This is a genomic window from Xanthomonas theicola, from assembly GCF_014236795.1.
GTDB classification, from domain to species: domain Bacteria; phylum Pseudomonadota; class Gammaproteobacteria; order Xanthomonadales; family Xanthomonadaceae; genus Xanthomonas_A; species Xanthomonas_A theicola.
The window spans coordinates 1,207,016-1,227,172 of the sequence record NZ_CP049017.1 but is presented as its reverse complement, the minus strand read 5'-3'; the positions used below and the strand labels follow the sequence as shown (position 1 = coordinate 1,227,172).

At 70.3% G+C, this 20,157-nt stretch carries 19 protein-coding genes and 2 pseudogenes; 6 read left to right on the top strand and 15 right to left on the bottom strand.

What is annotated here, in order from left to right; genetic code table 11:
• Window positions 1–120: 120 nt before the first annotated feature.
• The gene (locus G4Q83_RS05505) at window positions 121–1,557 is read left to right on the top strand and encodes a serine hydrolase domain-containing protein (protein ID WP_128419040.1); all 1,437 of its coding nucleotides are present in this window, start codon (window positions 121–123) and stop codon (window positions 1,555–1,557) included.
• Window positions 1,558–1,590: 33 nt separating this feature from the next.
• Here the strand turns inward: G4Q83_RS05505 and G4Q83_RS05500 are convergent, their stop codons facing one another.
• Entirely contained in the window at window positions 1,591–1,746 is a 156-nt protein-coding gene (locus tag G4Q83_RS05500) for a hypothetical protein (protein ID WP_185817350.1), read from the bottom strand.
• Window positions 1,747–1,763: 17 nt separating this feature from the next.
• On the opposite strand from G4Q83_RS05500, the gene G4Q83_RS05495 reads away from it, so the two are divergent.
• The 3 genes from G4Q83_RS05495 (at window position 1,764) to G4Q83_RS05485 (ending at window position 3,498) form a co-directional block, all read left to right on the top strand.
• On the top strand, window positions 1,764–2,492 hold the full coding sequence (locus G4Q83_RS05495) for a hypothetical protein (protein WP_128419041.1): 729 nt from the start codon (window positions 1,764–1,766) through the stop codon (window positions 2,490–2,492).
• 122 nt (window positions 2,493–2,614) lie between these two features.
• Entirely contained in the window at window positions 2,615–2,872 is a 258-nt protein-coding gene (locus tag G4Q83_RS05490; protein WP_128419042.1) for an acyl-CoA-binding protein, read from the top strand.
• The gene (locus G4Q83_RS05485; RefSeq protein WP_128419043.1) at window positions 2,872–3,498 is read left to right on the top strand and encodes a TetR/AcrR family transcriptional regulator; all 627 of its coding nucleotides are present in this window, start codon (window positions 2,872–2,874) and stop codon (window positions 3,496–3,498) included. Before G4Q83_RS05490 ends, G4Q83_RS05485 begins: the two co-directional genes overlap by 1 nt.
• A gap of 48 nt (window positions 3,499–3,546) precedes the next feature.
• Here the strand turns inward: G4Q83_RS05485 and G4Q83_RS05480 are convergent, their stop codons facing one another.
• The 10 genes and pseudogenes from G4Q83_RS05480 to G4Q83_RS05440 form a co-directional block, all read right to left on the bottom strand.
• Window positions 3,547–3,711 carry an SGNH/GDSL hydrolase family protein gene (locus tag G4Q83_RS05480; RefSeq protein ID WP_128419044.1) on the bottom strand — a complete coding sequence of 55 codons (165 nt, stop codon included), beginning with the start codon at window positions 3,709–3,711 and terminating at the stop codon, window positions 3,547–3,549.
• Window positions 3,708–3,884, bottom strand: a pseudogene (locus tag G4Q83_RS05475) (IS5/IS1182 family transposase); the annotation flags it as partial. The pseudogene G4Q83_RS05475 and the gene G4Q83_RS05480, both read right to left, overlap by 4 nt.
• A pseudogene (locus G4Q83_RS23030) lies at window positions 3,882–4,210 on the bottom strand (IS630 family transposase); the annotation flags it as partial. The pseudogenes G4Q83_RS05475 and G4Q83_RS23030, both read right to left, overlap by 3 nt.
• An 88-nt stretch (window positions 4,211–4,298) precedes the next feature.
• On the bottom strand, window positions 4,299–4,466 hold the full coding sequence (locus G4Q83_RS05465) for a hypothetical protein (RefSeq protein WP_158254960.1): 168 nt from the start codon (window positions 4,464–4,466) through the stop codon (window positions 4,299–4,301).
• Window positions 4,457–4,579 carry a hypothetical protein gene (locus G4Q83_RS24020; RefSeq protein ID WP_281401991.1) on the bottom strand — a complete coding sequence of 41 codons (123 nt, stop codon included), beginning with the start codon at window positions 4,577–4,579 and terminating at the stop codon, window positions 4,457–4,459. The genes G4Q83_RS05465 and G4Q83_RS24020 overlap by 10 nt, the downstream gene beginning before the upstream one ends.
• Window positions 4,580–5,041: 462 nt before the next feature.
• Complete coding sequence (gene rlmKL, locus G4Q83_RS05460; protein ID WP_128419045.1) at window positions 5,042–7,222, bottom strand: bifunctional 23S rRNA (guanine(2069)-N(7))-methyltransferase RlmK/23S rRNA (guanine(2445)-N(2))-methyltransferase RlmL; 2,181 nt, start codon at window positions 7,220–7,222, stop codon at window positions 5,042–5,044.
• 202 nt (window positions 7,223–7,424) lie between these two features.
• A complete protein-coding gene (locus G4Q83_RS05455; RefSeq protein WP_128419046.1) occupies window positions 7,425–9,038 on the bottom strand; it encodes an ATP-binding cassette domain-containing protein in 1,614 nt (537 codons plus the stop codon).
• Window positions 9,039–9,205: 167 nt separating this feature from the next.
• Window positions 9,206–9,715: a GNAT family N-acetyltransferase gene (locus tag G4Q83_RS05450; RefSeq protein ID WP_128419047.1), complete on the bottom strand. Its 510-nt coding sequence runs from the start codon at window positions 9,713–9,715 to the stop codon at window positions 9,206–9,208.
• A gap of 43 nt (window positions 9,716–9,758) precedes the next feature.
• Window positions 9,759–10,286 carry an alpha/beta fold hydrolase gene (locus G4Q83_RS05445; protein WP_128419048.1) on the bottom strand — a complete coding sequence of 176 codons (528 nt, stop codon included), beginning with the start codon at window positions 10,284–10,286 and terminating at the stop codon, window positions 9,759–9,761.
• A complete protein-coding gene (locus G4Q83_RS05440; RefSeq protein WP_128419049.1) occupies window positions 10,283–10,774 on the bottom strand; it encodes an MOSC domain-containing protein in 492 nt (163 codons plus the stop codon). Before G4Q83_RS05440 ends, G4Q83_RS05445 begins: the two co-directional genes overlap by 4 nt.
• A gap of 22 nt (window positions 10,775–10,796) precedes the next feature.
• Here G4Q83_RS05440 and G4Q83_RS05435 point away from each other — a divergent pair, with 22 nt between their 5' ends.
• Window positions 10,797–11,387 carry an N-acetylmuramoyl-L-alanine amidase gene (locus G4Q83_RS05435; RefSeq protein WP_128419050.1) on the top strand — a complete coding sequence of 197 codons (591 nt, stop codon included), beginning with the start codon at window positions 10,797–10,799 and terminating at the stop codon, window positions 11,385–11,387.
• A gap of 76 nt (window positions 11,388–11,463) precedes the next feature.
• Here the strand turns inward: G4Q83_RS05435 and G4Q83_RS05430 are convergent, their stop codons facing one another.
• Window positions 11,464–11,913: a transposase gene (locus tag G4Q83_RS05430; protein WP_146095496.1), complete on the bottom strand. Its 450-nt coding sequence runs from the start codon at window positions 11,911–11,913 to the stop codon at window positions 11,464–11,466.
• Between the two features lie 1,189 nt (window positions 11,914–13,102).
• Here G4Q83_RS05430 and metX point away from each other — a divergent pair.
• The gene (metX, locus tag G4Q83_RS05425; protein ID WP_128421628.1) at window positions 13,103–14,215 is read left to right on the top strand and encodes a homoserine O-acetyltransferase MetX; all 1,113 of its coding nucleotides are present in this window, start codon (window positions 13,103–13,105) and stop codon (window positions 14,213–14,215) included.
• Window positions 14,216–14,428: 213 nt separating this feature from the next.
• Here metX and G4Q83_RS05420 read toward each other — a convergent pair whose 3' ends face one another.
• From G4Q83_RS05420 to cydD, 3 genes are all read right to left on the bottom strand, one after another.
• Entirely contained in the window at window positions 14,429–16,279 is a 1,851-nt protein-coding gene (locus G4Q83_RS05420; RefSeq protein ID WP_158255072.1) for a S8 family peptidase, read from the bottom strand.
• 298 nt (window positions 16,280–16,577) lie between these two features.
• Window positions 16,578–18,272 (bottom strand): thiol reductant ABC exporter subunit CydC, encoded by a 1,695-nt coding sequence (gene cydC / locus G4Q83_RS05415; RefSeq protein WP_246432288.1) that lies wholly within the window; start codon window positions 18,270–18,272, stop codon window positions 16,578–16,580.
• The gene (gene cydD, locus G4Q83_RS05410) at window positions 18,269–20,143 is read right to left on the bottom strand and encodes a thiol reductant ABC exporter subunit CydD (protein ID WP_128421630.1); all 1,875 of its coding nucleotides are present in this window, start codon (window positions 20,141–20,143) and stop codon (window positions 18,269–18,271) included. The genes cydC and cydD overlap by 4 nt, the downstream gene beginning before the upstream one ends.
• Window positions 20,144–20,157 lie beyond the last annotated feature (14 nt).

The window sequence follows — 20,157 nt, the reverse complement described above, 5'->3', positions numbered from 1 at the left end:
AATGGGTCCGGGTGCACCGTGCCTGATACAAGAGCAGCCGAGCAAAGGCTCGGCGACACACGCTTGACCCTATCCCCTGTGGTGACGATGATGCGCCATCGCCGCTGACGGATCACCGCGATGTATCGCGCCCTCGCTGTCGCACTGCTCTGCGCCCTGCTTGGCAGCCTGCCTGCTTCGGCTCGGGATACACCGCACAACCTCGCCTCGCGGTTGGACGCCCAACTGCAGGCCAACCGCGAACGCTATGGCATCGCCGGTCAGGCGGTGCTGGTCGCACACAACGGCCAGGTGCTCTACCAGGGCGCCAGCGGCGAACGCGATCCGGCCACCCACGCGCCAGCCACCGTCGATTCCATCTTCGCCGCGCAGTCGATGGCCAAGCTGTTGACCAGCACGCTGGTGATGCAGCTGGTGGATCAGGGCACGGTGGATCTGGATGCCCCAGCCAGCCGCTACGTCCCGGACCTGCCGGCCGCGTGGCAGGCGATCCACGTGCGCGATTTCCTCAATCACAGTTCCGGCATTGCCGAGTACTACGACCGTGTGGACAACCGTTGGGTGAGCAAGGGCTACCCCGGCGTGGCGCCCGACCTTGCCGCTGCGCTGAAGGTTGCCAGCGCGGCGCCGATGCAGTTCGCCAACAGCAGCCGTGTGCAGTACACGCAGGCCAACTACCTGGTGCTGACCGCCCTGCTGGAAGCGCATTACCGCAAGCCCTACCCCGCCATCGCACGCGAACGCATCCTGCAGCCACTGAAGATGCGCAGCACGTCGTGGGGCCTGGCCAGCGTCCCGCCGGATCGCGCGGCCGTGCCGTACATCGGCAAGGACGGCACGCTGCAGCCGGCCATTGAAGATCCGTGGCCTGACTACGGCTGGGGCCACGCCGATCTGCAGACCACCGTCGGTGACATGAACCGATTCCTGCAGGCGCTGGCCAACGGCAAGCTGGTGCGCACGGCAACCCTGGAAAGACTGTGGCAACCGCAGACGCTGACCGGCGGCGGCGGCAACGTCTTCTCCACCGGTTGGGATACCACCCGCAGCGATGGCTATACCCAGGTCGGCCACGATGGCGGCACCCGCGTGCGGGCGAGACTGGCCTACAAGGGCACCCTGACCAGCGGCTACTGGGTATTCGTGTACTTCACCAACGGCAGCGCTCGCAATGTCTGGTCCAGCACACTGGTGGAAAGCACGATGGCGCAGGTCGCGCCGAAGGAGTTCCCGCATGCGGTCCTCGCCGAACGCTTGATCGCCTATGCGATGGACGAAAGCGCCGGAGCCGCGGACGCCATGCGTGCGTGGCTGCGCGACGGCAACGGCGTCCCCGCCAATGAACGGGAACGCGCGATCAATGCCAGCGGCTACGCCATCGGCGAGAGTCTCGGTGCAGGCAGGGCACTGAAGGTGTTCACCCTCAACACCGAGCTGTATCCGGACTCGGCCAACGCCTGGGACAGCCTGGCCGAATGCCGCGCTGCGCTGGGCGATGCCGAGATCGCCAAGGCGCTGTACGCGAAGTCGAAGGCGCTGTCGAAGCCCATCCCGTAGAGTCGAGCTTGCTCGACAGCCGCCCTCCACGGATCAGATCTGCGCCGTATGCCCTGCATGCCAGTCCACGCGTTCGAGCGAGCGCAAACGCAATGAAAAGCGCGCCGACTGGAGCGTAGCCGGAACGCCGTCACGCATCGCGACAGTCGGGCTCAAGATCGTCGAACCGGCGCCGACATAGAGATGCAACGTTTCGAGGAGCCTGCATGGGCATCCTGATCTACCTGACTCCCGCCGTCGCGCTCTGGGCGCTCACCGCCACGGTGCTTGCCTGGGTGTTCTTCGCCCGCTCGCGCCGCGAACAACAGCTGCAGGCCAGCGTACAGGACAGCCTCGCCCGCCACCAGGCCGCGCTTTCGCAGATGAAGGCGCGTGCGGCTGCCAGCGCGCAGGAACTGGAGACGCTGCAACAGGCCTATGCCAGCCTGAGGCAGACGCTGGAACTGCAGACGCAGGAACCGGTGCCGGCGCAGCAGGCGACGGAGCCGCAGCCGGTGCCGATCCTGGTGATGGAACGCCTGGACATCGCCACGGAGATCGGCACGCTGCTCGCGCACGTGGCGCGCGTGGCCAGGAGCATCCGCCGCTACAGCGCCTACAGCCGCGGCCACAACGCGCCGGAGCTCAGCACCGCGCGCTACGACCTGCACTGGCTGTCCGACTGCCTGCACAGCCTGGACCAGATCGGCCACGCCCTGGCCAGGGGCAACGTGGATACGCTGACCGCCGCCTGCACCGAACTGCTGTCGATGTACGAGCTGTACCTAAAGGACGGCTCCGGCTACAACAGCCGCGACACCTTCCAGCGCCTGAGCAGCCATGTCCCGCTCGCCGACGTGACCGACGCCATCCGCTCGATCGCGGCCAAGGCCTCGCTGGCGCGGCAGGCGCAGGCGCAGGCCAGCGAACACGCGCATGCGGTCGCGGCGAGCTGATGCCGGCGCGCCGCATGGCAGGCCCGCCGGGCCGGCGCCGGCGGGGCACCCGGCCGCCGCCTCGCGTTGACCGCGCCAGTCGCCCGTGCTGTGATGCGTCCCGGTCAGGGTGGAGCAACGGCATGGCAGACATCAAGGCGGCCTTCGAGAAAGCGGCCAAGGACATCAAGCAGCGCGAAGAGCGTCCCGACAACGACACCTTGCTGCGCCTTTACGCGCTGTACAAACAGGGCGCGAAAGGCGACGTCGCCGGCGCCAAGCCCGGCTTCTTCGATTTCGTCGGCACCGCCAAGTACGAGGCCTGGGCCAAGCTCAAGGGCATGCCGCAGGCCGAGGCGCAGAAGAAGTACGTGGACCTGGTGAAGAAGCTGCTGGCCTGATGGCGCGCGACACCCGCCGGCGCATCCTCGACACGGCCCTGGCGATGTTCAACGCGCAGGGCGAGCCGCACGTCACCACCAACCACATCGCCGACGAGCTGGAAATCAGCCCCGGCAACCTGTACTACCACTTCCGCAACAAGGACGACATCATCGAGCACCTGTTCGCGCGCTACGAGGAGCGCATGGACACGGCGCTGGAGTTGCCGAGCGCGCGCCTGCCCGGGCTGGAGGACATCTGGCTGCAGCTGCACCTGGTGTTCGAGTGCATCTGGGACTACCGCTTCCTGTACCGCGACCTGATCGAGATCCTCAGCCGCAGCCGGCGCCTGCGCCTGCGTTTCGCGCGCATCCTGCGCCGCGCCGATGCAAGCACCCAGGCGGTGTTCCAGGGGCTGGTGCGGGCCGGGGCGATGCGCGCCAGCGCGCAGGAACTGGGCGGCATCGCCACCAACGTGCTGGTGGTGGCCACGTTCTGGCTCAACTACGCCGCCGCGCACGGCGAGAAGGACGAACAGCTGGCGATCCGCCACGGCATCGTGCAGGTGATGCTGCTGATCAGCCCGTTCCTGCGCGAGGCCGAGCGCGCGCACCTGGCCACGCTGATGCGCGCCTACCTGGACTGAGCGCGGGAACATCTTGAGCGCCCCCCTGTCGGCGACACAGTTCCGGCACTACTTGAATAGCTCGACCACCTGGTCCGCGATGAGCTGATGCTCCTTTGCGTTCGGATGATTCGGCTGCGCCATCAGGTCTTGCTGATTTCCCTCGTAGGCCTCGAATGCGGCGTAGGAATCCGCCAAAGGCACCCTCTCCGTCTTCGCGAGCTCGCGGGTCATCTGATGGAGCAAGCAAGCCACAACCCTGCAAGATGGATATCGATCCTGCGCTCGAAGCGAATGCGTCGCTTGCCCATTGCGGCGAACCAGGCATGGGTGCGCTCGAGCACCCAGCGCTGGCGTCCCAGCCGGTCGTTGCGCGCGATGCGCGCGGTGATGCCGCGTTGCTCGAGATGGCTGAAGTCCCTGGCAACGCCGGACTTGGAGATTCCCGTCTCGGCGGCCACCGTGCGCACGCTCCAGTGCGTCGAGCCGTTGACCGGCTGGGTGTGCTGCGTGGTCCTATCAGGTGTGCCACGCGTTCGTCGTCGATCGTGCGCGCCGGGCCAGGCCGAACGCCCTCGTACAGACCGGCCACACGCCGCTCGATGAAGCGCATGCGCCGCTTGCCTACCGTCTGCTTGGTCGTCCCCGGCCGCGCGGCGATTGCGTTGTTGGGCTCGCCTTCGGCGCTGGCCAGCACCAGGCGCGCACGGCTGCTCGACGCAGCCGGCAGCGAGCCACCGATGATCGTCCAGCGCGCTTTGCCCTGGTTGGTCGCCGTCGAGATCATCGACAGCTTCTTTACACATATCTCGGCTGAACCCCTACTGGAGCGAACGCGAGCCGGGCGAGAGGGCGCGGCGCAGGTGAAGCCGTTCGCGCCGCGCCTGCAACGGCGCAGGGGGCACGGCGGTGGACGGGGCGTGGATGCACTGGGCCGCCACGGCCAGCAAGCGCGCATCCAGGGCATCGGTCTTGGCCTTCAGGCCCAACGCATGCGCCAGCGCCGGGGGCGCTGGGCAGGCAGCCACACCACCGTCAGCGCCTGCAGCACGGCCTGTTCGTCGCCACCGCTGGCTTCCAGCACGATCCGTTCGCATCCCATCGGGGCCAGAGATGGATCAGGCGAGCGTGCTCCTCGGGCGTAGTGGCCTGGGTCCAGGCCAGGACGTCCGGCAAGACATGCGTGACGCGTTCGGCCTTGGCGACATCGATCCCGACAAAACGTGGCATGGACGTGGACGTTCTCCGCAGGCGACTCAGGGGCCAGGGATCTCCTGCCGATGCCCATGCTTGTCGGTTCGAGCTCCTGGCTCGGGCAACTGTTCGGGCTTGTGAGGCTGGCGAAACGCAGTGCGGCGGCCTGACTCCCACGCGTGCTCGTAAGCCACGGCGACTCAGCGGCCTGCCGCACTCCGCTCTCACCTCAACGATAGACCCGTATAAGACACAAGCGACTCCGGGTGGCCTCGGGCCATCAGCGGCGACAGGCACTATCAGCAAGGTCCGTCGCGGCTGAAGCCGCTCCTACACAACAGCGACGAAAATGCTGCGGGGAGCGCCAACCTCAGCGCCGCTGCAAGCGCCAGGCGCGGTGGATGCGCGGATTGCGCTCGAAATCCGGGGCGATGGTCTGCGCTGTGATCTCCTCGCACAGCGCCAATTCGGCCAGCGCCTCCGCGTCCAGCTTGAAGCGGCGGAAGTTGTTGGAGAAGTACAGCACGCCCTCCGGCATCAGCCGCGCCACCGCCGCGCGCAACAGCCGCACGTGCTCGCGCTGGATGTCGAAATCCTCGGCGCGCGCCGAGTTGGAGAAGGTCGGCGGGTCGCAGAAGATCACGTCGTAGCGGTTCCTCTCCGCCTCCAGCCAGGTCAGCGCATCGGCCTGCACCAGCCGGTGCTGGGCGCCGCCCTTGCCGTTGAAGGCCAGGTTGTCGGCGCACCACTGCAGGTAGGTGCCGGACAGGTCCACGCTGGTGGTGGAATCGGCGCCGGCCACCGCGGCCTGCACGCTGGCCACGCCGGTGTAGCAGAACAGGTTGAGGAAGCGCTTGCCGCGCGCCTGCTGCGCCATCGCCCCGCGCAGTGGGCGGTGGTCCAGGAACAGGCCGGTGTCCAGGTAGTCGAACAGGTTCACCCGCAGCAGCGCGCCGTGCTCGCGCACCACCAGCAATTCGCCGCGCTGTTCGAAGCGGCCGTACTTGCTGCCGCCCTTGCCGCGCTCGCGCGACTTCAGCGCCACCCGCTCGGCCGGTACCGCGAACACCTCGCGCGCCGCGGCCAGCAGTTCGTTGCGGCGGCGGCGCACGTCGGCATCGGGAATCTCTTCCGGCGCGGCGTATTCCTGCACATGCAGGTAGGTACGCGCCTGGCCGCCGTCTTCCTGGTACACGTCGATCGCCGCCGCGTATTCGGGCAGGTCGGCGTCGTAGGCGCGGAAGCAGCCGATCTGCTCGCGCGCGCGCCAGGTCTTGAACTTGCGCAGGTTCTTGCGCAGGCGGTTGGCGACCATCTGCGCGCCGCCGCTGAGCGCGCGCGGCGCCTCGGCCGGCTCGCGCGGCGCCACCGCGATCGGATCGCAGACGATCAGCGGGCATTCCAGCGCGCCATTGAACATCTGGTATTTCTTGGCCGCGCGCAGGCCGGTGGCGTAGGCCAGGTCGGCATTGCCGCACAGCAGGCTGGCGCGCCACTGCGGCACCGCGCGCTGGAGCGCTTCGCCCAGGCGCCGGTACAGCGCGGTGTCGGCGGCCAGGCGCTCGTCGTAGGGCGGATTGCACGCCACCGTGCCCAGCGCCTGCGTCGGCGTGCGTAGGTCGGCGACATCGCGCACCTCGAACACGATCGCCGCGGCGACCCCGGCCGCCTGCGCGTTCTCGCGCGCGGCGCGGATCGCATGCGGATCGATGTCGCCGCCATGGATCACCGGCTGCAACGCCGCGCGGCCGGCGGCCTCGCGCTGCCGCGCCTCGCCCAGCAGAGTGCGCCAGGCGTCCTGGTCGAAGCCCAGCCAGCGGCTCGGCGCGGCGCTGAAGCCCAGCGGCCCGGCATCGCCGCGACGCGCGGCGGCGAGATCGCCGCGCAGCAGGCCGGGGGCCACGTCGGCAGCCATCAGCGCGCCTTCGATCAGCAGCGTGCCGCTGCCGCACATCGGATCCAGCAGGCCGCCGCCCTGCGCGTACAGCTGCGGCCATTGCCCGCGCCGCAGCACCGCCGCGGCCAGGTTTTCCTTCAGCGGCGCGGCGTTCTGCACCTGGCGCCAGCCGCGCCGGTGCAGCGAGCCGCCGCCCAAATCCACCGACAGCGTGGCGCGGCCCTTGCGCAGCGACAGGTTCAGGCGCAGGTCCGGATCCTCCACGTCCACCGACGGCCGTTCCAGGCCTGCGCCGCGCAGCGTGTCCACCACCGCGTCCTTGACACGCTGCGCGGCGTAGCGCGCGTGGGTGATCGCGGCGCCGGACACGTGCGCATCCACCGCCAGGGTATGCTGCGAGGTCAGGTGCTCGCGCCACGGCAGCGCGGCCACGCCGGCGTACAGCGCGGTCTCGTCGGGGCACTCGAATTCGTCCAGCGGCCACAGCACGCGGCTGGCCAGGCGCGACCACAGCACCGCGCGCTGCGCATCGCGCAACGCGCCCTCGGCATTGACCCCGGACACGGTGGCGGTGGCCTTGGCGGCGCCGAGCGCGAGCAGCTCGTCGACGAGCAGGTATTCCAGGCCCTTGGCGCAGGAGACGAAGAATTTCACGGGAATGCGGACTACATGAGGAAGAGGGAATGCGCGGGCGGGCGCCGGGCCCGCCCCGCACGTATCGCGGCAGCGCGGCCCGCGACGGGCGGGCGGCGGCGGCGGACGGGAAGACGCGAATGGTCGGCCATCGCGCCCGTCATTACCAGCCCGGGGCGCGATCGGTGCCCGCCCGCCGCCGCCCACGGCGCGCGGCGCGCGCTCACCACGGCGCCAGCCGCCAGCGCTCGGCATCGGCCTGCAGGCGCGTGTCCAGGCGCAGGCCGTCGAGGAACGCGGCATCGTGCGAGACCACCAGCAACGCGCCCGGATACTGCAGCAGCACCTGCCGCAGCGCCTCGCGCGCGTCCAGGTCCAGGTGGTTGTCCGGTTCGTCCAGCAACAGCAGTTCCGCCGGCGGCGCGCGATAGAACGCGCAGGCCAGCGCCGCCTTCAGCCGCTCGCCGCCGCTGAGCCGGCCGCTGGGCACGCCGATGCGCTGCGCGTCCAGGCCGAGCAGGGCCAGCCGCGTGCGCAGCTCGGCCTCGTCGGCGACGGCATTGGCCGCCTGCAGCTGCGCGAGCGCCGGCAGCGCCGGATCGAGCAGGTGCAGCGACTGGTCCAGATAGGCGCTCGGCACCCGCAGCGCGCAGCGCCCGGCCAGCGGCGCGACTTGACCGTCCAGCGCCCGCAGCAGGATCGATTTGCCGCTGCCGTTCGGCCCGACCACGCCGATCCGCTGGCGGCCGCCGATGCACAGATCCAGCGGCGCGCGCGCCGCCGGCGCGTACGGCAACCGCAGGCCGCGCAGTTCGGCGACCCGGCGCCCGGCCGCCGCAGCCGGCGTCGGCGCGAACAGCGCGACCGGCGCCGCAGCCTCGACCGCGCGCGCGGCCTCGCGCATCTGCGCCGACAGCCGCGCGTGCGCGGCGGCCGCTTGCTGCTGGTGCTTGCCGGCGCTGTGCTCGCTGCGCTGCCGCTGCCGGCCGAGCAGGATCGGCGCCTGGTTGGCGTCCTGCGCCTGGCGGCGGCCGTGCGCGCTGCGCCGCTGCTGGCGCGCCTGCTGCTCGCGCAGCGCATCGCCCTGGCGGCGGCGCTCGTGTTTGCAGCGCTCCAGTTCAGCCAGCGCCTGCTGTTGCTCCTGCGCCTTGCACTGCGCGTAGAACGCGTAACCGCCACCGTAATCACGCAGGCCCAGCGACGATAGTTCCACGATGCGCTGCATGTCCTGCAGCAGCGCGCGATCGTGGCTGATCACCAGCAGCCCGTTCGGCCAGCGCTGCAGCTGCTGCTGCAGTTGCCGGCGCTGGATAGGGTCGAGATGGTTGCTCGGCTCGTCGAGGATCAGCACGTCCGCCGCGGACAGCCAGGCACCGAGCAGTGCCACGCGCATCGCTTCGCCACCGCTGAGCGCGGCGGCCGGCCGCTCAGCAGCCAGATGGCCGAGCCCGCACAGATCCAGTTCGGCGCGCAACCGCTGGGCGATGTCCCAGCGTTCGCCGAGCGTGTCGAAGTCGGCCGGATCGGTGCTGCCGGCCTGGATCCGCGCCAGCGCGTCCAGTGCCGGGCGCACCCCGGCCAACGACGCGACCGTGGCGGCGGCGGCGCATACGATCTGCTGCGGCAGGTAATGCACGCGGCCATACCGGCGGCAGTGGCCACCGCTGGGCGCCAGCTGGCCGGCAAGCACGCGCGCCAGCACGCTCTTGCCGGCGCCGTTGCGGCCGACCAGGCCGGTGCGCCGCGCATCGAGCGCGAAATCGAGATCGGAAAACAGCGGCCCGCCGTCGGGCAGGACGTACGCCGCGCTGTCCAGCACGAGCAGGAAATGCGTCATGAGACCTCCAGGGATGCCGGGTCGCGCCCGCCGAGTTCGGCAGGAACGGACAAGGCCGTCGAAGACGGCGGCATCACTGGCGCATGGGAGGAAGCCTCGACTCGCGGATTGGGACGGCGATGGTAACCCGTGCCTCGACGCACCCGGCAGCGGCGCGGCGGCGGCGCTCAGCCGCCGGCCAGGAACGCATCGTGGTACGCGGCCTCGGCCACCGGCGGCAGGCGGTCGCCGAAGCCGATTGCCTGGAAGTCCTCGGCCGGCACCCCGGGCAGCATCAGCCCCGGTTCCGGGGCGAAACCGAAGCGCGCGTAGAACGCCGGCGCGCCGAGCACCACGCAGCCGGCCGCGCCCAGCGCCTGCAGCTGCGCCAGCGCCTCGCGCAGCAGCCGCGTGCCGAGCCCCTGGCGCTGGTGGCCCGGTCCTACCGACAGCGGCCCCAGCGCATACCAGCCGCGGCTGCCGTCGGACAGCCGCAGCGGCGATGCCGCCACGTGGCCGACGATGTAGCCATCGTGCTCGGCCACCAGCGACAGGGTCAGCGCGCCGTCCGCGCGCAGCCGCTCGATGATCCGCTGCTCGTCGTGGCGGCTGTGCGCGACGCGGAAGAACGCGACCAGGGTCAGCGCCTCGATCGCGGCGTGGTCGGCCGCGGTTTCGGCGCGGATTGTCAGGTCCATCGATGGCTCCGGTCGGCACCCAGGGATGTGCACGGCGCGGCGCTCACAGCGCCTCCAACAATTCGGCGAAGGCCCGCGCCGAGGTCTCGACGTGGCCGCCCAGCCGATGCGTGTCGTCGACCAGCAGCAGCCGCGCCGCGCGCGCCTGCGCCCAGGCGATCACGTCGGCGGCGGGGATCAGCTCGTCATGCCAGGCGTGCACGATCGAGATCGGCGCCGGCGCCGCATCCAGCGCCGGCATCCACCCCATCCGCGTCGGCGGCGCCATCAGGAACAGCCCGCGCACCGGCACCTGCAGCGACACCTGCGCGGCGATGTACGCACCCAGGCTGGACCCGGCCAGCACCAGCGGCCCACGCTGCGCGGCGGCCTGCGCCACGGCGAGCAAGCGCTGCAGCCGCATCGGCACATCGCCGAGCCGGCTGACCTCGCGGCACGCGTCCAGGTCGGTGAAGTCCGGGCGCTCGTGGGTCCAGCCCAGGCGTTGCGCGGCCTTGGCCAGCGCCGCGACCTTGATCGCGTCCGGACCGCTCTCAAAGCCGTGCGCCAGGATGCAGTGGCCGCGGCTCACAACGCCATCACCGCATCGCCGACGCGCAGCGTGCCGCCGTGCAGGACGCGCGCGCACAGGCCGCCGTGGCCGCGCATCGCGTTGTAGCCGCCGGGACCCAGCGCGTCTTCCATGCGCGCGCACGGATCGCACGGCGCGACGCCTTCCACCTCCACCTCGCCGATGCGGAAGCGGCGCCCCTTCAGCGCGATCAGCGCGATGCCGGACACGACCACATTGCGCCGCAGCGTCGCCGGCGCCACCTGCGCATGCCCGGCCAGCGCGGCGATCGCCGGCAAGTGCTCGGCCTGCAGCAGGGTCAGCCCGCGCGCGCCGTTGCGGCCGGCATAGCGATCGCCGAACAGACCGCCGCCGGCATGCGCCACCGCCTGCGCCACCTCGAGCATCGGCACGTCGCGCGCCGGGCGCAGGCCTATCCAGTCCACGCGTCCGCCGCGCGGCAGCGTGGCGAGCAGCGTCGCCAGCGGGCTATGGGGATTCAGAGTCATCGGCGGATGCTAGCATCCGCGCATGCCGCAGACCCCGCCGCTGCCGATCCACGATGTCCCCCTGCCCTACGTCGAACGGCTGCAGGCGCGCACGCTGGACGCGATCGAACTGGCGGTGATCCACTGTACCGAACTGCCCGACCTGGCCAGCGCGCGCGCCTACGGCGAACGCGTGCTGTATCCGTCGGGCACCGGCAACAGCGGCCACCTCTACATCGACCGCGACGGCAGCGTGCACCGCTACGTGCCGCTGCAGCGGGTGGCGCACCACGTGCGCGGCTACAACCGGCAGTCGCTGGGCATCGAACTGGTCAACCGCGGGCGCTACCCGCACTGGCTGGATTCACGCCACCAGGCGATGCGCGAAGCGTATGCGCCAGCGCAGATCCAGGCGCTGATCGCCTTGCTGCGTCAACTGCGAGCCGAACTGCCGCAGCTGCGCCGCATCGCCGGCCACGACGCACTGGACCGCAGCCGCGAGAGCGCCAGCGACGACCCCGCGCTGCAGGTGCAGCGCAAGCGCGATCCCGGCCCGCGCTTCCCCTGGCCGCAGGTGCTGGAAGCGGTGGCACTGGCGCCCTACGCGCCGCAGGCGTCAGCGCCGACTGCGTGAAGCGGGGATACCGCGGGCTGGCACCGGCCGCCAAGCACGCAGCGGCGAACCTGCGGCCGCGGAGACCGTCGGGGCTTCATCCCATAAGCGCCAACTGAAAATATCGAACAGCGCGTGCTGCCGATACTGTCTGCGTCCAGGTCGTTCGCGCAGATCGGCGGCAATCCCATTCCAGCCACGCAGGCCATGCGGTCGCGACAGGACCGGATCGATGACCTGCAGCAGCAGGCGGCGCATCCGCGCGGTCCCGCGCCGGCGGCATCGTCGTGGCGTCTTCGGCACGGGGCAGGAAGCGGCCCCAGGGGGGAGAACGCTCGCCTACCGCGAGCACGCTTTCGATCAGGGTCGAGACGAACGCCTCGCCCTGCAGCCAGGCCTTGGCACCCTCCGGGTCGGTCTTCTTCGGATGCCCCAACGGCAGGAGCCACTTCAGTCGTTTGAACGCCAGTTCGATCTGCCAGCGATGCCGAGACGACTCCAGCAAACGTTGCGGCGACTCAGCGCACAATGGAGCGACCACGACCACCTCGCCGGCCCTCTCTCCATGGTCCGGGCCCGCCGCTTGCATCCCTTGCGCTTGGCGGTGCGCTGCAGCTTCTCTTCGCAGATGCGCCACTGCCGTGGCGACGTCTTCAGCGCGCAGACCTGGACCGGGATGCGGCCATGTTCATCGCGCACTTGCGCCAGCCAACCCTGCGCCTGCCCCACCGGCGAGCGCCGCAGGCGCGGCAGCCGGTCCAGCGGCTTGCTGTCGGGCCCGGGTGCTCCAACGCCATGGCGCTCAGGCGCAACACCACATCGCCGCCATGATCGGGCACGTGGCCGATGCCCGACCGGTACGCCGGACCACCATCCCCCATCGGGATGTCGCCCGCCGCGACCTCGACGTGCCCCGGCCTTGGCCCATGTGAGCGCAGTCGCACGGGCTTGCTCGCACTGCAGGGGGGACAGGTCCAAGGCAGAGTGCAGGCGCCAGGTCGAGCCCGTTGCCCCGGGCTCGCCGACCACACCGGCGTCGACCCGCTTCACGGCGCGTCCCGCCGCCACCGGCCTGGCCGTCACGGACAGGCGCCCGATCATCGCCTGCCTCATCCAACGCAACCACGGGCCGCTGCCGCGCAGGCGCTTGAGCACGGCCACGTCCGAGACATCGGCCAATCCACCTTGCCCGGCGCGTCGGGCCGTTTCCCGCAGCGAGCCGCCCTGGATCGGCAACATGCGCAAAAGCACCGACGCGCGGGTGCTGCGGCCGCCCCTGTTTTTCATCGCCAGGCCGCGGCGCGCCAACCAGAAGGCAGCAGGCGCTCCACCACGGCCCACTCCGGCAGGCCGTCGGGCCGCGTGCCCAGATCCCATCCGTCCTCTTCACCTGCGGTCCCGGATTGCTTGTCTTCCAGCAGGGCGAAAGTCCGCCATGCATGGCAGCGTTCAGTTCGCGCTGATGGGCTGAAGCCCCTCCTACCATGCCGCCAGCGCCCGGATCCCCTGCAGGAGCGGCTCTGGGTGACCTCGGACCATCAGCGGCGACAGAGACTTCCGTAGCGAAGCCGGCGTCGCGGCTGAAGCTCCTACAGGGGTGCGCTGGACGGCACCCATACGGGCGCCGCCTCACCCTGCTGCACCGCGCGGGGCAGGCAAATGCATTCGCGCCCGATGCGGGGCTGCCAGGATCCAAACGCACGCCGCGTCCGCCGCGGCACGGCTAGAATCGGCGCATGACCGAATTCATTCCTCCCGGCAGCCGCTTCCTCGCCCTGCCCTCGCCGTTCCCGATGAAGCGCGGCGGCCAGCTGCACGATGCGCGCATCGCCTACGAGACCTGGGGCACGCTGGCACCGGACCGCGGCAACGCGGTCCTGATCGTCACCGGGCTGTCGCCGGACGCGCACGCCGCCGCGCACGCCGACGATCCCAGTCCCGGCTGGTGGGAGGCGATGCTCGGCGCCGGCAAACCGATCGATACGCAGCGCTGGTTCGTGATCTGCGTGAATTCGCTGGGCAGTTGCAAGGGCTCGACCGGCCCGGCCTCGCCGCATCCGGACGACGCGCAACCGTATCGCCTGCGCTTCCCGGAACTGTCGATCGAGGACGTGGCCGACGCCGCCGCGCACGTGGTGCGCGCGCTGGGCATCGACCGGCTGGCGTGCGTGATCGGCAACTCGATGGGCGGCATGACCGCGCTGGCGCTGCTGCGCCGGCATCCCGGACTGGCGCACAGCCACATCAATATCTCCGGCAGCGCGCAGGCCTTGCCGTTCTCGATCGCGATCCGCTCGCTGCAGCGCGAGGCGATCCGCCTGGATCCGAACTGGAACGGCGGCGACTACGACGAGGCCACGTATCCGGAGTCGGGCATGCGCATGGCGCGCAAGCTCGGCGTCATCACCTACCGCTCGGCGCTGGAATGGGATGGGCGCTTCGGCCGCGTGCGACTGGATTCGGACCAGGCCGACGACGATCCGTTCGGCCTGGAATTCCAGGTCGAAAGCTACCTGGAGGGCCATGCGCGCCGCTTCGTGCGCCGCTTCGATCCGAACGGCTACCTGTACCTGAGCCGCTCGATGGACTGGTTCGACCTGGCCGAATACGCCGGCGGCGACGTGCTCGCCGGGCTGGCCACGATCCGCATCGAGCGCGCGCTGGCGATCGGCGCCAACACCGACATCCTGTTCCCGGTGCAGCAACAGCAGCAGATCGCCGACGGCCTGCGCGCCGGCGGCGCCGAGGCGCAGTTCCTGGGCCTGGATTCGCCGCAGGGACACGACGCGTTCCTGGTCGATGTCGCGCGCTTCGGGCCGGCAGTGCGGCAGTTTTTGGACGCGCTGTAGACGCGCAGCGCGCACGCCAGGATGTAACCAGGGCGGTACTCGGCGCGAAATCGGCGACGGTGCGCGGCCGCGCCCTCAACCTCGCGCGACGAACATGCGTCTCGGCAGGCCGCTCGCATAACAGATCGCAAGCAACAGTCGGCGAGCAATCGGTGCAGAAGCGAGAGCACGGTGAAGCCATTGCCGCGCTCTCGCCGATCCGCAAAGATAGGATCAGTTGAACCTGCTCATCGCCTCCAACGCATTCTGCTGGATCATGGTATTGCCGTTGAATTCGAAGTAGCGGCCGTAGGCGGTGATCACCTCGTGGCGATTGCTCTTGAGCTCGCGGGTGTCGAACTTGCACACCGCGCCTGCCGACTTGTAGCCACAGATCTGCGCATAGCGCGCCACGCTCTCCAGCGACCCGGAGCTGAGCAGATTGCCGTTGGCGCCCCAGTTCCAGTAGCTGCCGTAGGCGGTGACCGACTCGACCAGGCCGCCCCATTCGGGAAACACGACCAGCGAGCGCGTGCCGAACACGCACGGATTCTTCTGGAAGCATGGCCCGTTGGACGCCGCATAGCGCGAGACGGAATTCAGGCTGGCGCCCTGCGGTCCGAACGGCTGCCCGTTGGCACCGAAATTCCAGTAGTGGCCGTATGCAGTAATGGACTCCAGGTAGCCGACCCCGGGATAGTTCACTTCTGCACGCGTTTCAAACGCGCACACACCTGCCACCCCGACGAATTGCACCGTGCAGGGGCCGTTACCCTTGGCGTAGGCCGGCAGACTGCTCAATGGCGTTGGTGCCGCCAAGGGCTGCCCCTGGGCATCGAACTCCCACACATGACCGTAGGCCGTGACCGTCTCTGTGCCATCGGGCGCTTCGTCCATTGTATCCAGCATGCATGCGGCCGCCTGAAGCGAAGCGTCGCCGAAGTTGTATCGACATGCGCCAGCGACCGTAGCATTACCGGCCATCGAGCGCGCCCAGTTGACCGCGGCTTCGGCATTCAGCAGGCCGGCACCGCAGGCCTGGTTGGCGCACGCCATAGGCGTTGCCGTACTTTGCAGAATGTTCTTGATCTGATCGGGCGTCAGCGCGGGATTGGCAGACAGCATCAAGCCCACCACGCCACTGACATGCGGCGCCGACATCGAAGTGCCGGACAGGTAACGGTAGCAAGCCTGCAAGCCGCCGCCATTTGCCACGGCCCACGTGGACAGCACACCAACGGTCGTGGTGCTGACGCTGCCCGAAACATTGGTCACTCTGGGGCAACCGTCGATCCCAGCGCCGTACACTCCGTCCTCTCTGGTCGCGCCGCCGCCCGGTGCCATGAGCGTCAAGGATGATCCGCCGTTGGTGTAGGGCGCCTCTAGGTTGAACTGGTCGGTCGCTCCCACCGAGATGACTTCCGGACAGGAAGCCGGCCTGACTTGGCCGACATCCACCCATGCGGGAGAAGCGGCTCCGTCGTACTGTATCCCGGGCGCATTGTGATTCCCCGCCGATGCCACAATCGAGACGCCGGCGGCATGTGCCTGCGCGATTGCACGATTGGTGTACCTGTAGTCGGCGCAGGACTTGTTCGGCTCTGCCAGGCTCAGATTGATGACCCTGGCTCCGGATTGAACGGCACTCTTGATCGCACCCGCAAGGGAATCATCTGTCAGCCCCTGCCGGATTTTGATCGATAGAACCTCGCATTGCGGACACACTCCGGCAATTCCCCGCCCGTTTTGCGTAGTACGGGCGATGATGCCAGCCACATGGGTTCCATGCGCAAACTCTCCATCCTCCCTGCCGTTGTTAGGGTCATTGGCGCTGGTGCGGTACAGATCCTTGCCACTGCCATCTTTTGCCCAGTTAACATCGGGATGCCCCGAGTATCCTGTGTCGAGAACGACCACGCGGATCTTCTTGCCGGTTGCCGGCGCAAGCGACCAAGCTTGAGGGGCACGAATGGCGTTGAGGTTCCACTGCGGCGACGCCAGCGGATCATTGGTCTGCACCTGGGCATGGGCCACACTGCAAAGGGACAGCCCGGCCAGCAGCCCCAGACGGGCCAGGCTGAGCACCCGCGCGCTTCCAAACGTTCTTCCAGACATACGTGAAACTCCTTTTTTCGATGGGCAACCCACTGTCGCCGACAATCCGGATCATGCGGACAACCTGTTGCTATAGCCGTTTCCGAACAGCCGACCGTCGATGGATTCTAGGACGATCCGGTCTCATCCACAGGTGGCAGTATCACGTCGTGCGTCCATTCGAGAACCTGGTCACGCTCCGCCATCATTCTCTCTATGGCAGCGCGCGCAGCTGGGACTCTGCCCGGCCTAACATTACCATCCGACCGCCCCATGGAAATCGAAGACATCAGTGGACACTGGCCTTGCCGAGACGGCACAGCAGCCGTCCATTGCTCATCTCGTAATGCGCATGCACGACACCATCGGGCACAGTGTCGTGGCTGATCAGCAGCAGGCTGCGCTGGCCCAGCGCCTGGGTCAGGTCGCGCAGCAAGGCCTGCGCGGTATCCACGTCCAGGCCTTCGGTGGGCTCGTCCAGCACCAGCAGCGGCGCGTTGCGCAGCAGCGCGCGGGCCAGGGCCAGGCGCCGCGCCTGACCGGCGGACATGGTCGCACCGTTCTCGCCCAGCCATGCGTCCAGGCCGCCGACCTCGTGCAGCCATGCGTCCAGGCGTACGTCGGCCAGCGCGCGCTGCAAGGTGGCGTCGTCGGCGTCGGCCGCGCCCAGGCGCAGGTTGTCGCGCACGCTGCCGGCGAACACCGGCGCGCCCTGCGGCAGCCAGGCGATGCGTTGGTGCCATTGCGCCTGGGCCAGGTCGCGCAGGTCCGCGCCGGCGTAACGGACGCTGCCCTGCTGCGGATCCCACAGCCGCAGCAGCAGCGCCGACAAGGTGGTCTTGCCGCTGCCGCTGTCGCCGCAGATGGCCACGCGCTCGCCCGGCGCGATGCGCAGGTGGATGCCGTCGAGCACATGCCGGGTCTCGCCGGGCCAGGCGAAGACCACGCCGTCGAAGCGCACCTCGCCGGCGGCGGGTACCGGTTGCGGTTGCGCGGGGTCGGCGACCGGCGGGTGCTGCCCGGCAATGGCCTGCAGCCGCTGCGCGGCGACGCCGCCGGACTGCAGCGCCTGCCAGGCCAGGCCGGCGCCGGCCCAGACCTCGAGCAGGGCCACGGTCAGGAACAGCAGCCCGGCCGCCTGTTCGGCGCCGATCAGTTCGGCACGCGCCGCGCCCAGCGCCAGCCACAGCATCGCCAGCAGCCCGAGCGCGGCGCACAACGCGTGCAGCGCATTGCCGCCGATCAAGCGCTGTCGCTGTCGGCGATCCTGCGCGCGCAAGTCCTGCGCGCTGGCGTCCACGCGCGCGATCCAGTCGGCCTGCGCGTCCAGTGCGGCCAGGTCGGCGGCCCCTTCCAGGCCTTCGTAGGCCAGCGTGCGCAGCGTCTCGCGCTGCTGCGCGCGGTGCCGCTCGCGGGCACGGCCGCCGCGCACGACCACCCACGGCACGCCGCCGCCGATCGCCAGCGCCAGCGCCGCCAGCAGCAGCGCCGCCGGCCGGTAGATCGCGGCCGCCGCGGCCACGCCGGCCACGCCGATGCCGAGCAAGGCCGCCAACGGCGCCAATGCGCGCACCACCAGGCCGTCGACCTCGCCGATGTCGGACATCAAGCGCGCCAGCAGTTCGCCGGTGCGGCTGGCGCCGAGCCTGGCCGGCGCCAGCGGCAGCGCGCGGCGGAAGAACCACACGCGCAGGTCGCGGGCGATGCGCAAGGTGGCGTCGTGGCCGACCAGCTTCTCGCCGTAGCGCGAAGCGATGCGCGCGAAGGTCAGCGCGCGGATGCCGGCCGAGGGCGAGAAGAAGTTGAAGCCGCTGCCCATGCCGGCCGCACCGGCCAGCGCCGCGGCGGTCAGGAAGCCGCCGGACAGGCCGAGCAGGCCGGCCCCGGCCAGCATCGTGCACAACAGCAACAGCGCGGTCAGCAGCAGGCGGCCGGAGTGGCGGGCGAACACGCTGCGCAGACCGTCGCGCGCCGGCCCGCTCACGGCGCGGCTCCGGTCGCGGCGTCCGCCGCGCTGCGCGCGGGCAGCCGCAGCACGCGGCCGGCCCAGCGCATCGCCGCCTCGCTGTGGGTGGCGACGATCACGCTGCGGCCCTGGCTGAAGGCGGCCAACGTGCGCAGCAGTTCCGCCTCGGTGTCCGGATCGAGGAACGCGGTGGGTTCGTCGAGCAGCAGCAGTTGCGGATCGCGCAGCAGCAACCGCGCCAGGCCGATGCGCCGCGCCTCTCCGCCGGACAGGCCGAAGCCGCGTTCGCCGATGAGCGTGTCCAGGCCCAGCGGCAGCCGCGCGGCGAAGCGCAGGACCTGCGCCGCCTCGGCCGCGGCGTGCAGCTGCGCGGCGCTGGCCTGTGGATCGGCCAGGCGCAAGTTGTCGGCGATGCTGCCGTGGAACAGGTACGGGCGCTGCCCGGCGTAGCCGACACGCAGGCCGGGCCGCAGTTGCAGGCGGCCGGCATGCGGCGGCAGCCAGCCCGCCAGCGCTTCGAGCAAGGTGCTCTTGCCGCTGCCGCTGGGCCCGACCAGGGCCAGGCGCTGGCCAGGCTGCAGGCTGAAGGACAGATCGCGCAGCGCAGCGCAGCGCGCGCCTTGCGGCCGCAGCGTCAGGCCCTCGGCGCGCAGCAGCGTCTGCACGGGAGCCGCTGGCATCGCCATTGCCATGGGCACCGCAGGTACTGCGGGCGTTGCTGAAAGTACTCCAGGCACTGTGGGCACATTAGGCTCTGCTGGCATCGCAGAAGCAGGCATCGCAGGCAACACCGGCTCCAACGTCGCAGACGGCGCCGCCGCAGCGAGCGACGACCCAGGCAGCGGCGCCGATGCCGCCGCATCCGGCAACTCGCCGAGCAGGCGCTCCACCTCGGCCGCCGCCGCCAGCGCGTTGGCGCGGTCGTGGTAGTGCGCGGCCAGACGCCGCAGCGGCGCGTAGAACTCCGGCGCCAGCAGCAGGCAGAACACGCCCACGCCCAGGCTCGGCGCCGCGGCGTGCAGCGCGAGCATGCCCAGGTAGCTCAGGCCCAGGTACATGGCCACGATCGCCACGCTGACCGAGGCGAAGAACTCGAGCACGGTCGAGGACAGGAAGGCGATGCGCAGCACTTTCAAGGTGCGTTGGCGCACGCCCTCGGCGGCGGCGGCGATGCCGCGCAGTTCGTCCTCGCCGCGGCCGTACAGGCGCAGCAGCCCCAGGCCCTTGAGCCGGTCGGCGAACTGCCCGCCCATCCGCGCCAGTTCGCGCAACTGGCGGCGCCCGGCCGCTTCCGCGCCCCACCCCACCAGCATCATGAAGATCGGCACCAGCGGCGCGGTGCACAGCAGCAGCAGGCCCACCACCCAGTCGCTCCAGCCCACCGCCAGCACGATCAGCAACGGCACCACGCTCACTTCCAGCCGCGCCGGCTGGTAGCCGGCGTAGTAGCCGTCCAACGCATCGCCGTGCGCCAGCAGCAGTTCGCCCAACTCGCCGTTGCGCTGCCCGCGCAGCCACAGCGGGCCGCGCTGCAGCAGGCGCCGGTAAACGCGGCGGCGCAGCTCCAGCTTCGCTGCGTCGGCCACCTCGCCGGCGGCGCGCTGCGCGCAGGCGCCTAGCAGCGCGCGCAGCGCCAGCATCAGCGCCAGGAGCGCGAAGGCGGGCAGCGCCTGTTGCAGGTCGCGGCGCTCCACCAACAGCGCCTGCAGCAACCAGGCGATCGCGCCGGACTGCACGATCAGCAGCGCGCCGGACAGGCTGATCGCCACCGCCGCCACGCGCTGGCGGCCACGCACCGCCGCGGCCAGCGACGCCAGCCAGCGCACGCGGTGCCGCCGCAGTTGCGGCGACTCGGCAGGCGAGGCGGACGGCTCGGCAGGATCGGTCAAAATGGGCTCGGCGC